Raw genomic sequence first — 15,698 nt, 5'->3', positions numbered from 1 at the left:
TATACTTATTCTACCGATATCGTTTATTTTCCTTTTTTAGCAAACCCGCTCTTTAATTCCATAAAAAGAGATGCCGTAGCACCTTCTGTTCCTAAATATAAGTCTAGTTAAAATGTAAGCCTCACATTTAATTTTCATTATAAAAAGATTGACACATAACCAACAATAACACTATACTGTTAATAACAGTAATATATTGATAAAAAGTTCATTACATTAAAATTAGGGGGCTCAATTTTTTATGAAACATACAGGGAGACATACTGGTGCATTTCTTTTGCTGTTTTTAATGGAGGGAGATAATTATGGTGGAAAACTGTTGCAAAAATGTAAGGAAGAGCTTCCCATCAATCCAATTGATAGCGCCATACTATATCGCACACTAAAAAAATTAGAGGAAGAAGGTGCCATTGATTCTTATTTAGATGTTTCTGATCAAGATAAACCGGTAAGGATGTATAAAATCACTACACTTGGAAAAAGAAAATTAGAAGAATTTCAAATTGATATTCAAGAAAAAATTAAAAATTTATCATTTTTCCTAGAAAAATACAAAAAATGGAATTGCGAAAATAATGGTTAATGGAATTGTTTTATATACGATAACTGCTATTTATCTGAGCCTGTCTTTTATAAAAGACAAATATAAAACAAAGGTAGCCTTATTAAGCTCATGGAAAATGTTTCGCAATGTTTTACCGGATTTATTAGCCATTATGCTCTTCGTTGGGCTGGCACTTTCTTTATTGACACCGTCTCTTATTTCTTCCATTATTGGGGAAAATTCCGGTTTACTTGGTATCCTTTACTCAACAATCATTGGATCAATTGCTATAGTCCCTAGCTTTATCGTTTTTCCTCTTGGACATACATTAGTTCAAAATGGCGCTGCTCTTCCACAAGTTGCTGTATTAATGTCGACATTAATGTCTGTAGGACTGGCAAGTTTATTTATGGAGCAAAAAACTTTTGGTCAAAGTTTTGCTTATGCCCGAAATATTTCTGCCATAATAATGTCTCTTCTATTCGCATTAATTATTTGGGTGGTGATGACATGAAAAAGCTAAAAAGATATCGCTTCTTTCTCATTTTATTATTAGGGCTTCTGCTTATAGCATTTATGAATCAAACGATTGCTGCAAAAACAGTTCAGTTAACTGGTAAAAATATTTTGGATATGTTAATTCTACTTCCTCCAGTATTTATATTAGTGGGATTATTGGACCAATGGGTAAAGAAAGAAACACTCGTTAGATATATGGGGGAAAAATCAGGTATAATTGGTGTCCTCTTCACCTTATTATTAGCAACAGTAGCTGCTGGACCTCTTTATATAGCCTTTCCAATCGCAGTACTTTTATTGAGAAAAGGAGCTAGCATCCGCTATATAGTGTTTTTTTTAGGGGCTTGGTCAACAGTGAAATTGCCAGTTCTAGTGTATGAATTTACTTCATTTGGTCCTAAATTCACACTTATTCATATTTATTTCGGACTCGTGTTTTACTATTTAACAGGAATTCTTTTTGAAAAAATGTATAGCCAACAAAAGTTGCTAAAGTATGATACAACTATCGGAAAATAGATTTAAATCATTTAGTATTTTAAACCCCACAATTCCAAATTCTTTAGTAGCTGTAGTCATTAAATTGTTAACATTCTATTAGTCTTTTTAAAAGCAATACAAATAAAACTCCAACGAATTATAGAAACTCATTTAATTTAGCGTCACATACACTTCGCCCAAAATGCCTGAAACCTCTTGATCAATCTCCCGGTGGAAGGCAATTATATGTTTCTATGGGTGAAGCCATTGAACGAGAAACTGTTAGATTACTTAGGATTGTACTCGTAGTATCTATTATAGAAAGCCTCGGTTAAAGACTATGTATAATTATTTTGAAGTTGAACTTATTTAAATACACCTTTTCTTTTGCAAAGCCAATCTTCTAAGGCATCTTCGTGTTGCTTAGTGAATAATTTCGGTATTTTATTTATTGGAAAGTACTTCAAATCCAATGTCTCAATACCATCTGCAGTAAGTTCCCCATCAATTGGCTTACATTGAAAAAAGTGAGTAATAGTCTGAGCTTTATCTCCGTTCGGAAACTCAGCAGAATATTTAGAGTAGACACCAATAAGATGTTCAACCTTAACATTTAATCCTGTTTCCTCAAGAATTTCTCGTTTTGTTGTTTCTTCAAGAGATTCTCCTAGTTCCATAGCACCGCCTGGAAAACCCCATTCATTTCCATCTCCCCTTTTTTGTAAGAGAATCTCATTTCGTTCGTTATAAACAATACCTCCAGCAAAATTAAGAAATATTAAATCTTGTCCCACTTTTCCACGAATATAGCGAATGTAGTCACTAGATGTAGTCATAAATTTCCTCCTATATATAAAATACAAGTTAATTATATACCAAATAGAATAAAATGGTATTTCAAGTTATATTTTTCCGTCTTCCACTAATTCCCTTTTGTTTAATAACTTAATAAAAAAGCATTAATCCTTCTTAATCTTAATTATGGTATAATAAAGAAAACGTCTAACCCTTATGTATCAAGGGGTTAGACGTTTCGTTTTTATTTTTTATTCTACCAATGTAGAGTTAACATATATTTCTTAATGCTATTATTTTAGTGATCCTAAATATTCCTTTTGATCGATTTAATTGCATTAAAATGCATTCCTTCATGATATAGACAAAAACTTACTAATTCTTTCACTGTTGATAGGGTAAGACCTGTAGAAGTAGTGTAGGGTATTATCTCATCATCTAAACGATCTTCTAAATTTTGCTCTATTCTGTTTAATTGAATTCTTAGTAGCTGAATTAATTAATGAATCGTTGGTAACTCTTGATTTCCCCATTCGGCAGCCTTTATACCCGAACCGAACAATTCCATAAAATCATTTAGTAATTGAGTTTCTTCCCCTATAATTTGAAAACCTTTTAATGGTAGTGAATTTATACATAAAACTAAGGAAAAGTGGTTATATTCCAGCCTTATACTTATTGCATTTCTATATAAATTCATTTAGCTTTGAATTAATTCAAAGCTTTCTTTTAAAGGTAAATCTTCACTACTAGAACCGATATAAACATCAAATTGACCTGGCTCGCTAGCAAAGCTTAAATCACTTTGATAAATTTTCAATTGCTCCTCTGTAATTGTAAATGAGATTGTTTTCACTTCGCCTTTTCTAATAAATACCTTTTTGAAGTCTTTTAGTACCTTTACTGGTCTAGCAGTACTGCCAAACTGGTCTCTTATGTAAAGCTGCACAATCTCATAACCGTCATAATCCCCAGTATTTTCAACCTCAACTGTTACAATTAATTCATCATGGCTATTTTGCCTTATTAACTTTTTATTAAGTGAGACAGAGTTATACTGATAAGTTGTATAAGATAATCCATAGCCAAAAGAGAATAATGGTTTATTAGATTCATCAATATATCGTGAAGCAAAGCGATAAAAAGCATTTTCTGGCAGATCTGGTCTCCCTGTGTTTAACTCATTATAATAGATTGGTATTTGTCCAACACTCCTTGGGAAAGACATCGACAGCTTTCCTGATGGATTACTTATCCCATAGAGAATATTCGCTAAGGCCTTTCCTCCCATAATACCTGGAAACCAAGCCTGTATAAGAGCATCTGAGTGTTTTTCTACGTCGGTTAAAATTAACGGACGTCCACTATAAATGATAGTAATTATTTGTTTATTTAATTTTTTTATAGCATCGAATAATTTTTGTTGAGGTTTAGGTAATGTAATCTCTGTACGTGATCCACCTTCACCACTCTGAAAAATACTTTCACCTAATGCTAGTATTACAATTTCAGAGTCCTTTGCTAAGTTAACAGCTTCTTCTATTAATTCATCATTACTTATTCTTTCATTTGGAATTTTATCTTCAAATTTTCCAAGTAAGTGTGCCGTTTCCTTCTCTATTAGATGTGATCCTCTGCAAAAAGGATTCTTATTATTCCCTACAATCTCATTTATCCCATCTTTCAATGTAATAGTGTCATTTATGTCACCTTTGATAGCCCACATACCTAGCGTTGATTTTTCATCGTGATATGGTCCAATGATTGCAGCCTTTTTGCCCTTTTCTAATGGCAAGACGCCATTATTCTTTAATAAAACAATCGATTCCTCACTTAACATTAAAGCAGTCTTTTTATGCTCAGAACATAAGATACTAGAGTTTTCTGCTGATCTTTCTTTTAATCCTCTATATGGATCTTCGAATAAGCCCAGATCATTTTTTAAGGATAAAATCCTATAAACTGCTTTATTTAGTAAATCCATCATTTGCTCATTGTTGTTAACAATTGCACCTAATTCATTAGCAAAAACCGATGTTTTCATATCAATATCTACTGTTGCTTTTAATGCTAGCTGCGCTGCTTCTTTCGGTCCATTAGCATAGCCATGAGTAATTAATTCCTCAACAGCTGCATAATCTGAAATAAGTACTCCCGCGAATTTAAATTCATCTCTTAATATCATCTTATTTAACCACTCGTTACCGGTTGAAGGTACGCTATTTAAAGTATTAAATGCCGTCATAACAAGCTTCACTTTTGCTTTTACTGCCGATAAGTAACCCGGTAAATATACCTCCCGCAATGTATGCTCAGACATATCTACTGCATTATACTCACGCCCTGCTATAGGAGCTCCATATGCTGCAAAGTGTTTAACACATCCAGCAATTTTATCTTTCGGGATTTTTTGCTCGGAATTACCTTGAAGTCCTTTTATTACTCTTTCTGCAAATAATTCGGCCATAAGCGTATCTTCTCCAGGAGATTCCATAACACGGCCCCATCTTGGATCTCTTACAATATCAACCATAGGAGAAAATGTAACGTGTAATCCTTCTTCATACGATTCCTTAGCACTAATGGAAGCTGCTTCTTCTATTAAATCAAAGTTCCAACTACAAGTTTGTGCCAATGGAATGGGAAAGATAGTTCTAAATCCATATATAATATCTGCCATAAAAAGCAAAGGGATTTTATGGCTTGAGTTTTCTAAATATTTCTCCTGAATTTTAATTATTTCATGAGCATTAGTAATATTTAAGATTGATCCTGTATGATAAATATTATAATTTTCATTTAATCCTAATTTTTTTATCGGACCAGTTATCGTTTCTTCCGTTTCATTAGTAAAAAAATCTCCAGTTAATTGCACTAGTTGACCGATTTTTTCCTCAACGGAAAGAGAATCGATTAGAGCCATTACTTCATTTTTTTGCATCGATACTCCCTCCTTATTATTTTGCTTGTTGGTTGTCTTTATATCCAAAAAGATAGGTAAGAATAAATGCCACACCAAATCCGATTAGGGATACTAATAAATATCCAAAAATTTGACTATTCAGAAATAGCAAAGTCCCAGGAATAGCTGTAATAGACATTCCTGTGGCTGATAAGTGCATTAACCCAGCTACAAATCCACCAGCAGCACCCCCTATTAATCCCATAATAAAAGGCTTCCCGTATCTTAATGTAACACCAAAAATAGCTGGCTCAGTAATCCCTAGTAATGCAGACATAGTGGAGGGATATGCAATAGCCTTAGTTTTCATATTTTTTGATTTAACCGCGACTGCAAATGCAGCTCCTGCTTGAGCACAGATCGAAGCAGTACTTATCGGGTTAACCAAATTTTTTCCTGTATCAGCAAGCATTTGGATTTCAATTAAATTAAGAGGATGGTGCAATCCTGTTATAACGATTACTTGATTAATCCCACCATAAATTAAACCACCAATACCAAATGGTAATTCTAAAACATATGTTACTGCATGTAATAATAATAATTCTACTTCATGAAAAACAGGGCCAATTAAGAAAAACGCTAAAACTATCATAATTAATAAAGTGAAGAACGGAGATAAAATTAAATCGAGAGCACTTGGCACTCTTTTTCTAATAAATCCTTCCACCTTTGCTCCCAAGGCCCCAACAATAAATGCAGGAAGAACAGAGCCTTGATAGCCTGCAACTTTTATAATTCCGAAAAACTTTAAAGGTTCTGCTACATTTTGTGCAACATCCCATGATGTGGGTAGACTTGGATGTACAAGCATTAACCCTAACAGAATTCCTAATAATTGCGAACCTCCAAATACTTTGAAAGCAGACCAACAAACTAATACAGGAAGAAATGCAAAAGCAGTATCTGTTAATATTTGAGTAAACTTAATAAAATTATCTGAAATATGGTCTGGCGTTAAACCAAATACTGCGAGGATATCAGGTTGTAAAATCAATCCTCTTACTCCCATAAATAACCCAGTAGCTACCAATGCCGGTATAATTGGCACGAATACATCGCCGAACAAACGTATCATTCTTAAAAAGATATTATCATCTTTATCTGAAGCAATCTCTTTCAATTCAGACTTTGTTGTTCCAGATACGCCTTCTTGTAACATCGCATCATAAACATGATTTACTGTACCCGTTCCAAAAATAATTTGATATTGACCAGAAGTAAAGAAGAAACCTTTAGCAAAATCAATATTTTCAATCAATTCATCATCAATTATATCCCTATCTTTTACAATTAATCTTAGCCTAGTAGCACAATGAGCCATCGAAATAATGTTGTCAGTCCCACCAATACCACGTATTACTTCTTGAGCAATATTTTTATAATTTTTATTACTCATTTCTCCCCCTCATTTCTGTTTATTAATTATCAAAAACACGTGTAATTTAGCTAACCACACAAATAAGGATAACAGGAATACGTTTACATTACGTTGCATTTTCTTACTAATTAAGGGTCATTTTTTGACCTTTTATAGTATTTGGGATTAATATTCATAGTTGATCGAAAATAGTTTCTAAATGATTTTACATTTGAAAAACCTGATTCATAGGCAATTTGTGTAATGGTTTTATCTGTTGTATTCATAAGCTCAATTGCTTTTTCTAAACAAAGATTTCTTTTAAAATCTATGAAAGTCTGTCCTGTTATTGTATGAAATAATCGAGAGAGATACGCTTCAGAATATCCACAAGCATTGGCAATTTCCTTTAAGCTAGGATTATCTTTATAGTTATTTTTTAGATGCCTTATTACAATTTCAAGTTGCTTCAATTTTAATTGTTTGCGATTATTATCTTCACATTTCCCATTAGCTCCAGAGGAAAAATTTGTTACCAATAAATATTTTAAATGAAGTATTTTACTCTGTTCCAATAAGTAGTCATATTCGTTCGTCGATACATGGTATTCTATAATTTCAGTTATTATTTTCCTAGTATAGTCTATTACTTGCGCATCATATTTGTTTTCGCAAGTGCTTAAATGAATCGATTTTTTTTCTTCTTCAAGAAAATTTCCAGGAAACTGAATAATGCATACATTATTATGAGTTATACTTTGGGTAGAATGTGGGGTATTAGAATTGATTAATAGCAAATCTCCCTTTCCTAGGGTAACAATTTTCCCTTCATACCAGACTTTTAGCTTTCCTTCTACACAATAAATTAGTTCAGGACTATCGTGCCAATGCATAGGTATAATTCTTTCTGTATCTTTGGCTTTGAATGAGAAAAATTTTATTGTTTTTTTCTGATTTATTTCAATATATTCATATAGTTCACCCATCAGTAATTTATCCTTTCTCCCCTATTAAACATTTTCCATACATTATAGCAGATTAATAAAATGAAGGAATTTAAAATAATCAGTGTATTAATAAAAACTTATTAATCGTTTTCTCATTTCAAACAGAATTTATTAATAATCTTTGAATTCTGATGCCGTCTATTCTAATACAAAAAAAGGACTCCTTTAAAAGAAAGTCCCATTTCATATTGCTTTTCATACAGATCTTATTCAAAATATATTCAATAGCTGGAATCTCGTTCTAGCTTTTTGATTTTACGCTTATCTTTAATCAAACGATTAAAAGACTAAGCCTTTCCCCATCATTACTTCCATCCTCTTTTAATTAACAGCTATAAGGGAGGCAACGGTCATTATGATAAAAATAAAAGAAATGGTAAACCATATTGTATTTTTAGTAGTGCTATCTTCCTCTTGTATTTTCTTTAATAAGGATACTAGATTTAAACAGAAAATAATGCAATAAACTGGTAGTAAATAAAAACCAAAAATAGCAAAAAACTCTATCATTCATTCACAACCTTAATTTTCGTATTTCCTAAACTTATAGATATTATGATTGTACATTAATGTAGAGTCTAATTCTAATTCCATCTATATCATCTTGCTAAATACTCATTTTCTGTTTTGATTTACTTCTACTTCATCCACATCTGCGGCACATCGAAAACCTAAATTGCCACTCGAGCTATCTATCGTGTTGCTTGTCCTTGCTGCCACTCGATAGCGATTACAATAGGAATCATGGCATAAGTAGGATCCGCCACGCAGCGATTTTGTGTTACCATTTGGAGGTCCTTTTGGATCTTGCAGGGAATCTTTCTGATGGTATGTGGGATGAAACCAGTCTGAACACCATTCCCAGACATTTCCCGCCATATTGTAGAAACCATATCCATTCTCTTCAAAACTGTCTACTGGCGCTGTCCCTAAATAACCATCTTCTATGGTATTCACTGTAGGAAACTCCCCTTGCCAAATATTACACATATGCTTCCCGTTCGGATTTAGCTCATTCCCCCATGGATATTTATTCTGTTCTAATCCTCCGCGGGCTGCATACTCCCATTCAGCTTCTGTTGGCAGCCTTTTTCCAGCCCACTTACAATAAGCCATGGCATCATTCCAAGATATATGAACAACAGGGTGATTCCAACGATCTTCTATCGAAGAATTGGGACCTTCTGGCTTTTTCCAATATGCTCCTTCTACTACACGCCACCAAGGTGTATTTCTGGGAGCTCTTGTATATATAGCAGCATCTTCCTTTGCTAACAGCAAATGAAATACAAAGGACCAGCCAAATTTTTCTGCATCTGTTTTATAATTTGTTTCTTCTATAAAACGTGCAAATTCCTCATTAGTAACTGCATATTTATCCATATAAAAGGGGCTTATCTTAACTTTCCTGATTGGTCCTTCTCCATCTAAGGGAAAACCATCTTGATCCTCTGTTCCCATTAAGAATTCTCCTCCTTGAAGAAGAAGCATATTTTTGCGGGAGTAAGAACTATTTTTTGTGAAAGTAGCATCTTCTCTTCCGAAATTTATAAAGTCCATTGACTCTCTACTTGCAGAACAACATGATTTGCTTTGTAATTCCTTATCCATACTTGTCTCCTTCCTAAAAAACAAAAATCCCTGCGATGCCAGCACCTAATAGAACAAATAAAGGATGAGCCTTCCATCTCCATAAAAAATAGAGAGAGACCAAACATATAAGCAAAAGAGAAATCATTTCCATATTAACATTTAAAGAAATAACATGATTCGAATAAGCAAATTTCCAAGCAGCATAAACAATTAAACTAGTAACAATTGGTCTTAGTCCATAAAAACTCTGTTTTACTAATTTATATTCATTTACTTTTGTAAAACAAATAGCCATTAACAGGATGATGACCAGGGAAGGAATCGTCATTGCTAAAGAAGAAATAATTCCTCCAGGAACTCCTGCTAGCTGATAGCCAACTAATGTGGCACTATTTGTTGCAATTGGACCTGGAGACATGCCGGCAATCGCCATTATATCAGTAAATTCATTCGTACTTATCCAGCCTCTAGCAGATACCCCCTGCTCAATAACAGGGATCATTGCATAGCCGCCGCCGAAAGAAACAGTTCCGATTAATAAAAAAAATAAAAATAGTTGAACGAGCATGCTATCCTCCCCCTAACTTGCTTGATCTGCTTCGTGAACTTGACTCTCCTCTTTTTCCAGCTTCACAGCCATGCCTAGTTTCTCTTTAACTTTTGCAATCATGATTCCTAGTAAAGCACCTAGTAGGATAACCACGATAGGATGAAGATTAAATATAATCATACTTACTATCATCACAATTGATAATACGGCGGTTGATTTATCAATAATGGACGTCTTTCCTATCTTTATTGCCGCATAACCGATAAGCGCCACTACTGCTCCACTAATCCCCTTAAATGCTGCATTTACAAAGACATTGTCTTGAAAATATAAATATAGACTGCCTAGAATTAATACAATCAGAAATGTTGGAAGAAGGGCGCCTAGCATAGCAACCAATGCTCCTAGAATTCCGCCTAGGCGATATCCAATAAATATAGACGCATTTACTGCAATAGCTCCAGGTGCTGTTCCCGCAAGTGCTAACGTATCTGATATCTCTCCCATTTTCATCCATTTTTTTCGGACTACTATTTCTTTCTCTATAATGGGGATCATCGCATAGCCACCGCCAAAGGTAACAGGGCTCATCTTGCAGAACACCCAAAATATTTGAAACAACGATACTTTCAACTTCATATAATCTCCCTCCGTCTATTTCAGAATAGAACGAATGAGTTTTCTGTTCTTTCTTTCATTATAGCACACTTTTATCCATTTTGGATAAAAGTGTGCAAATTAAGCAATAAACATCTAGAAATTCATAAAACTTCTAGTCATGAACTATCTATAAATCTTGTCTTACTCTATGAGAACTCCTTAATTATATATGCATAACCAAAGAGTCCTCACTTAAATTTATAAATTATCTTCTATCCAATCCTAAACGTATATATTGCTCTTCTGGTGCATCGCTCTTCCGCATTAGATCTACTAATTTATGACTCATTTCCTTTTCCAATTCTTTATCAACTATAGGCTTTTCTTGTTTCGGGTCATTTTGGATATCAAATAATAAGCTGCCAGTCTTATAAGAATTATAATAACTCTTCACTGGAATTTTTAAGTAAGGGGAATAGTTTGTAAATCTTGTTCCTGGTTTTAATTCCGCTTTATTTATTGCCTCTTGATCTAAGAACCCCCTTATCGCGGTGACTGCTAAAGTATGATTATATAAGGGACCATTTTCTTCCTGACTGGAAGCTCTCATATAAGTATATCTTCCATCATGAATATTTACATAAGAACCATGAGTGCCAAACAAAATGGACTTATGATTTTCTTCTTTCTCTTTTTCAAGAATCGGCAGGAGCGAATTCCCTAGCAGGAGTTTATTATCATAGGGAACATGAAAATAATCCATCAAAGTCACAGGAATATCGATCGTTTGCGATAACGCCGAACATCTAGTTCCACCTATAGTAATTTTAGGTACATGAATAAAGAATGGAATATGAATAATTTCTTCATATAAGGGAGCAATATTCTTACCAACCCAATTATGTTCTCCTAATAAGAATCCATGATCTGTATTGACAATAAGCATCGTATCTTTCCACATATCATGTTCATCCATATAATCTAGTACCTTACCGAGGTGATAGTCACACATACTAATTAAAGCAGCATACTCTTTTTGCATGTCTTCTATATCTTTTTCTTCATAATCTCCTTCTTTTAATTGCTGATAGGCTGGCCAATATGGGATATCTTTTTTATCTTCACAATCATAAATTTTTCTATATTTCTCTGGTACATAGAACGGTTCATGTGGATCGAAGCATTCAATCTGTAAGAACCAATTATCTTTTTCCTTATGTGTGTGTAAGAAGTCTAAACCAGCTGCAATTGTTTGAACACTTGACATCTCTTCTTCCTCTTGTTGTCTTGTTCTGTTTGCAAAATGCTGGATCACAGACAATCCTTGCTTATTTAATTTATGGTTGTTTTCGTTTGGGAGTGCTTCCCCCCTTGCAATCCATCTATCGCCTTCCTGCCCGCGAAATCCTTCCCAGGTAGAATAGCGATTATGATAAGTAGCACCTCCATCCTCAAAATAATGAGAGTGATCTGTTACTAAATGTGTATACACATCATTTTTCTGCAATTCTTCAAATACAGAACGATCAAACGACTCGAGGGGACCCCATTGACGATGCAGGAAGTTATAATTCCCTGTATGCAGTTCTCTTCTTGCTGGCATACAAGGCATACTGCCACCATAAAAATGATCAAATGTTACTGTTTTATCCTGTAATCGCTTAAAATTGGGAGCATGCACCCAATTGTTATTATAATTCGGAAGAAAATTTCGAGATAAAGTATCAAACATTATCATAACTGCTCGCATTTTATTATTTCTTCTCCTCTCTGTGTAAGTACTATTTTATGAATAACATAAATTTATTATATAATTGCATTCCCTATTTTTGGTCGGTTTCAGGCAGGTTGGGAAATTATCCATCATTTTGGGACAATAAAGACTAATTTCTATTTGGTATATTTTCACTGTGACTTTAATCATATATAAATACAATGCTTTATGCTGTAATAAATAGATAATACATGGATAAGGTGGGTAGTTTAATATGATTCATTCTCCAATAGCAGCACCCTTAACTACTGTACTTTTAAAAACGGTATCAGAGGCTTGCAACCTGGCTTGTGATTATTGCTATTACAGTAAGTGTGAAAATAAGAGTACAATTCAAACATTCGATTTAGACGTTTTAGAAAAATTTATAAAGGAGTATTCCTCCTATAGCAATGGATTTATGACTTTTGTGTGGCAAGGTGGTGAACCTTTATTAGCAGGGCTTCCCTTTTTTGAGAAAGTAATTGAGTTACAAAAGAAATATGGCAAAAATGGGTCAATTATTAGTAACTCCTTGCAGACAAATGCGACCCTTATTACAAAAGAATGGGCTGATTTCTTTAAGGAATATAATTTTCTAATTGGGGTAAGTATTGATGGTCCTAAAGAAATACACAATAAAAGACGGCCAAATAGAGGGGGACAAGGCAGTTTTGCGCAAGTAATGCGCGGGATTTCTCATTTAAAAGCAGCAGGTGTGGAGTTTAATATTCTAACGGTTGTCCATGAAGATAATGTCTTAAAAGGTCAAGAATTAATGGCTTTTTATAAGGAAGAGGATTTCCGTTATATTCAGTTCATTCCTTGTATGGATTTTCAATCTCAAGATATAGATGCACCAGGAAAATTTTTAATTACTCCAAAAGAATATGGAAAATTCTTATGTGATGTCTTCGATGTTTGGTTCAATGATGGTAGCCCTGAAACTTCTATTCGTTTTTTTGATGAATATTTAAGTGTATCCTTGCATCAGCAGGCTGCCTTATGCACACATCGAAAAACTTGTCCCAAAACACTAATACTAGAATCAAATGGCGATGCCTATCCATGTGATTTTTATATCACAGAAGATCTTCGGTTAGGAAACATCGGAGAAGATAGCCTAACTGATATCTTATCAAGCCCTATCTATAATACATTCCTAACTAAGAAAGAGGATTTAGCTGAAAGATGCCTTGATTGTGAGTTCTTATCATTCTGCCATGGAGGATGTCCCCGAAATCGTAATTGGACAGAAGATGCTAATTATGATTACTTTTGCGAAAGTTTTAAGATCATCTACCAATATTCATCTGACCGGATGAATAGATTAACTAGGACCATTAAAAGCCAATGGAAACAGCAATTGATAAGAGAAGGTCATCCTCTCCCAGACCGTAATAGTTTATGTTTTTGCGGAAGTGGTAAAAAATACAAAAAATGTTGTGCGCTGCTCACTGTTTAGTAATAAAAAAAAGGAAGGATATACCTTCCTTTTCCATGTTATATTAGGCTTCTAGCGCCATTAAGGTTCCGCCAAAATTAATCTTGTGTCCGGCTGCAACTATTATATCTCTGTACTGATCATAGTTAGTAACAACAACTGGCGTAATTAATGAATAACCTGATTCTTGGATTTTATCCATATCAAATTCTATTAATAACTGGCCCTTTTCTACTCGATCTCCATCTTTAACATAAGCTGTGAAGTAATTCCCTCCTAATTGTACCGTATCCATTCCTATATGAATTAAAATTTCCGCTCCTGCGTCTGTTGTAATCCCGATAGCATGTTTCGTAGGAAAGAGGGCCGTAACTGTTCCGCCCACCGGCGATATTAATTTTCCTTCTGCGGGATTAATGGCAACCCCTTTTCCAAGTGTCCCCGAAGAAAATGCTGCATCTTCTACATCTGCTAACATTCTTACTTCTCCCTTAAGAGGGCTATATATTTCTTCATTACTAGCAGTACCTTGCGGATTGTTTGGACTTTCTTTTTCCTTTGCAGCTTGTTCTTGTTTTGCTAATTCTTCTTTTTCTTTATTCTTATCGATGCCAAATAAGTATGTTAGAATAAACCCTACTATTAAATTGGATGTCATCGCGAGGACTGCTCCCCAGAATCCCATATCGAAGCCATCAGTGGGGTTAATTTTGGTCGGCAAACCAAAAATACCAAGTCCTCCCATTGTATATGCCTTTGTTCCCATAATTCCCATAATACATCCACCTATAGCAGAAGTAATAAGGGTAATAATAAATGGTCTTTTTAACGGCAGGGTAATTCCATAAATAGCAGGCTCGGAAACACCAAATATCGCGGAGATAAAAGCTGGAATACTTAATGTTTTATATTTTTTTTGCTTTGTACGGACTAAAACACCTAACACAACCCCAGCTGTTGCTAAAGATGTTGCTGAATTAAATGCTAAGATATAATCACTGCCATGTACTGCAATATTATTGTAAGCAATCGGAATTAATCCCCAATGCAAGCCAAACATAACAAATACTTGCCACAAACCACCAACTACAATACCTGTAATAATCGGGCTTAAATCATAGACCCACAGAGTCAATTCTCCTAATAGCTTACCTAACCAAGTTGCAATTGGGCCAATAAAAATAAATGTTAATGGTACACTAATTAACAACGTAAGGAAAGGTACTAAGAAAGTTTTAACAACTGCTGGAATTACTTGTGCGAACCACTTTTCTAGCTTTGATCCAACATAGGTTGCAATTATTATAGGAATTACAGAAGAAGAATAAGACATTAAAATGACCGGTATTCCAAGAAATGTTATATGAATTGGCGATTCAAAAAGTGTTCCTGCAAATAAGGTGTACAGCGGATCACCTGCAGTCAATCCGGATAATGTCGGATAAACTAATGCAGCTCCGATTGCCATTCCAATAAAAGGATTACCACCAAATTTCTTCATTGCTGTATATCCTAAGAAAATAGGGAAGAAGTAAAATAAGGAATCCCCAACGGCATTAAGAATATGGTATGTCCCTGATGTATTTGCATACCAGCCCAATGCTACAAATAAAGCATTTACCCCTTTTATCATACCAGTTGCTGCTAATACACCTAGCGTCGGAGCAAAAATACCAGAAATCAAATCTATAAATTTATTAAAAAGTCCTTGCTTCTCTCCTGAATCTTCTTCTACTAAAGATGAATTAGATTGAAAATTACCAACTTCTACAACCGCTTTATATACCTCAGGTACATGATTTCCAATTACTACCTGATATTGCCCGCCGCTTTTCATAACAGTGATAACATCTTCCATGTTCTTTAGTATGTCTGTATTCGCTTTACTTTCATCTTTTAATTTAAACCGTAATCGCGTTACACAATGGACAACACTGTTGACATTCTCTCTTCCACCGACGTTTTTAATAATATCTTTCGCCAATTGTTCATATTTCATCTTTGAGCCCTCTTTCTAATTTTTCTAAAACTAGAGATATCCAACCCCACTAATAGGCATAAATATTAACCAGTAAAACTATTAGCGCTTTC

14 protein-coding genes are annotated in these 15,698 nt (G+C 34.2%); 4 read left to right on the top strand and 10 right to left on the bottom strand.

What is annotated here, in order from left to right:
- The first annotated feature begins 241 nt into the window (after window positions 1–241).
- From NX902_RS05420 to NX902_RS05410, 3 genes are read left to right on the top strand one after another with little or no spacing between them, the layout of a single operon-like run.
- Window positions 242–583, top strand: a complete 342-nt coding sequence (locus NX902_RS05420) for a PadR family transcriptional regulator (RefSeq protein ID WP_123259041.1) — start codon at window positions 242–244, stop codon at window positions 581–583.
- A complete protein-coding gene (locus tag NX902_RS05415) occupies window positions 576–1,058 on the top strand; it encodes a hypothetical protein (protein ID WP_163188064.1) in 483 nt (160 codons plus the stop codon). The genes NX902_RS05420 and NX902_RS05415 overlap by 8 nt, the downstream gene beginning before the upstream one ends.
- The gene (locus NX902_RS05410; protein ID WP_163188062.1) at window positions 1,055–1,582 is read left to right on the top strand and encodes a permease; all 528 of its coding nucleotides are present in this window, start codon (window positions 1,055–1,057) and stop codon (window positions 1,580–1,582) included. Before NX902_RS05415 ends, NX902_RS05410 begins: the two co-directional genes overlap by 4 nt.
- 326 nt (window positions 1,583–1,908) lie before the next feature.
- Here the strand turns inward: NX902_RS05410 and NX902_RS05405 are convergent, their stop codons facing one another.
- The 9 genes from NX902_RS05405 to NX902_RS05365 form a co-directional block, all read right to left on the bottom strand.
- A complete protein-coding gene (locus tag NX902_RS05405; RefSeq protein WP_123259868.1) occupies window positions 1,909–2,379 on the bottom strand; it encodes an NUDIX hydrolase in 471 nt (156 codons plus the stop codon).
- 458 nt (window positions 2,380–2,837) lie between these two features.
- On the bottom strand, window positions 2,838–3,038 hold the full coding sequence (locus NX902_RS05400) for a hypothetical protein (protein WP_095330218.1): 201 nt from the start codon (window positions 3,036–3,038) through the stop codon (window positions 2,838–2,840).
- Entirely contained in the window at window positions 3,039–5,279 is a 2,241-nt protein-coding gene (bglX, locus tag NX902_RS05395; RefSeq protein WP_341160594.1) for a beta-glucosidase BglX, read from the bottom strand.
- 16 nt (window positions 5,280–5,295) lie between these two features.
- Window positions 5,296–6,699, bottom strand: coding sequence for a sucrose-specific PTS transporter subunit IIBC (locus tag NX902_RS05390; RefSeq protein WP_341160593.1), 1,404 nt, complete (start codon window positions 6,697–6,699; stop codon window positions 5,296–5,298).
- Between the two features lie 110 nt (window positions 6,700–6,809).
- Window positions 6,810–7,646, bottom strand: a complete 837-nt coding sequence (locus NX902_RS05385; RefSeq protein ID WP_171509389.1) for a helix-turn-helix domain-containing protein — start codon at window positions 7,644–7,646, stop codon at window positions 6,810–6,812.
- 636 nt (window positions 7,647–8,282) lie between these two features.
- Window positions 8,283–9,278 carry a formylglycine-generating enzyme family protein gene (locus tag NX902_RS05380; protein ID WP_095330221.1) on the bottom strand — a complete coding sequence of 332 codons (996 nt, stop codon included), beginning with the start codon at window positions 9,276–9,278 and terminating at the stop codon, window positions 8,283–8,285.
- Between the two features lie 13 nt (window positions 9,279–9,291).
- Window positions 9,292–9,828 carry a chromate transporter gene (locus NX902_RS05375; RefSeq protein ID WP_095330222.1) on the bottom strand — a complete coding sequence of 179 codons (537 nt, stop codon included), beginning with the start codon at window positions 9,826–9,828 and terminating at the stop codon, window positions 9,292–9,294.
- A 12-nt stretch (window positions 9,829–9,840) separates the two neighbouring features.
- Window positions 9,841–10,449, bottom strand: coding sequence for a chromate transporter (locus tag NX902_RS05370; protein ID WP_095330223.1), 609 nt, complete (start codon window positions 10,447–10,449; stop codon window positions 9,841–9,843).
- Window positions 10,450–10,675: 226 nt separating this feature from the next.
- The gene (locus NX902_RS05365) at window positions 10,676–12,142 is read right to left on the bottom strand and encodes a sulfatase (RefSeq protein ID WP_341160592.1); all 1,467 of its coding nucleotides are present in this window, start codon (window positions 12,140–12,142) and stop codon (window positions 10,676–10,678) included.
- A 256-nt stretch (window positions 12,143–12,398) separates the two neighbouring features.
- On the opposite strand from NX902_RS05365, the gene NX902_RS05360 reads away from it, so the two are divergent.
- On the top strand, window positions 12,399–13,628 hold the full coding sequence (locus NX902_RS05360) for an anaerobic sulfatase maturase (RefSeq protein ID WP_095330225.1): 1,230 nt from the start codon (window positions 12,399–12,401) through the stop codon (window positions 13,626–13,628).
- 43 nt (window positions 13,629–13,671) lie between these two features.
- On the opposite strand, the gene NX902_RS05355 is transcribed toward NX902_RS05360, so the two are convergent.
- Window positions 13,672–15,606: a beta-glucoside-specific PTS transporter subunit IIABC gene (locus NX902_RS05355; protein ID WP_095330226.1), complete on the bottom strand. Its 1,935-nt coding sequence runs from the start codon at window positions 15,604–15,606 to the stop codon at window positions 13,672–13,674.
- Window positions 15,607–15,698 lie beyond the last annotated feature (92 nt).

Source organism: Niallia sp. FSL W8-0954 (genome assembly GCF_038005605.1).
GTDB classification, from domain to species: domain Bacteria; phylum Bacillota; class Bacilli; order Bacillales; family Cytobacillaceae; genus Niallia; species Niallia circulans_A.
This window is presented reverse-complemented; position numbering and strand designations above follow the sequence as displayed.

Coding starts and splice junctions, on each gene's coding strand:
- NX902_RS05420 (WP_123259041.1), top strand. CDS start 242: ATGAAACATACAGGGAGACATACTGGTGCATTTCTTTTGCTGTTTTTA.
- NX902_RS05415 (WP_163188064.1), top strand. CDS start 576: ATGGTTAATGGAATTGTTTTATATACGATAACTGCTATTTATCTGAGC.
- NX902_RS05410 (WP_163188062.1), top strand. CDS start 1,055: ATGAAAAAGCTAAAAAGATATCGCTTCTTTCTCATTTTATTATTAGGG.
- NX902_RS05405 (WP_123259868.1), bottom strand. CDS start 2,379: ATGACTACATCTAGTGACTACATTCGCTATATTCGTGGAAAAGTGGGA.
- NX902_RS05400 (WP_095330218.1), bottom strand. CDS start 3,038: ATGAATTTATATAGAAATGCAATAAGTATAAGGCTGGAATATAACCAC.
- bglX (WP_341160594.1), bottom strand. CDS start 5,279: ATGCAAAAAAATGAAGTAATGGCTCTAATCGATTCTCTTTCCGTTGAG.
- NX902_RS05390 (WP_341160593.1), bottom strand. CDS start 6,699: ATGAGTAATAAAAATTATAAAAATATTGCTCAAGAAGTAATACGTGGT.
- NX902_RS05385 (WP_171509389.1), bottom strand. CDS start 7,646: ATGGGTGAACTATATGAATATATTGAAATAAATCAGAAAAAAACAATA.
- NX902_RS05380 (WP_095330221.1), bottom strand. CDS start 9,278: ATGGATAAGGAATTACAAAGCAAATCATGTTGTTCTGCAAGTAGAGAG.
- NX902_RS05375 (WP_095330222.1), bottom strand. CDS start 9,828: ATGCTCGTTCAACTATTTTTATTTTTTTTATTAATCGGAACTGTTTCT.
- NX902_RS05370 (WP_095330223.1), bottom strand. CDS start 10,449: ATGAAGTTGAAAGTATCGTTGTTTCAAATATTTTGGGTGTTCTGCAAG.
- NX902_RS05365 (WP_341160592.1), bottom strand. CDS start 12,142: ATGTTTGATACTTTATCTCGAAATTTTCTTCCGAATTATAATAACAAT.
- NX902_RS05360 (WP_095330225.1), top strand. CDS start 12,399: ATGATTCATTCTCCAATAGCAGCACCCTTAACTACTGTACTTTTAAAA.
- NX902_RS05355 (WP_095330226.1), bottom strand. CDS start 15,606: ATGAAATATGAACAATTGGCGAAAGATATTATTAAAAACGTCGGTGGA.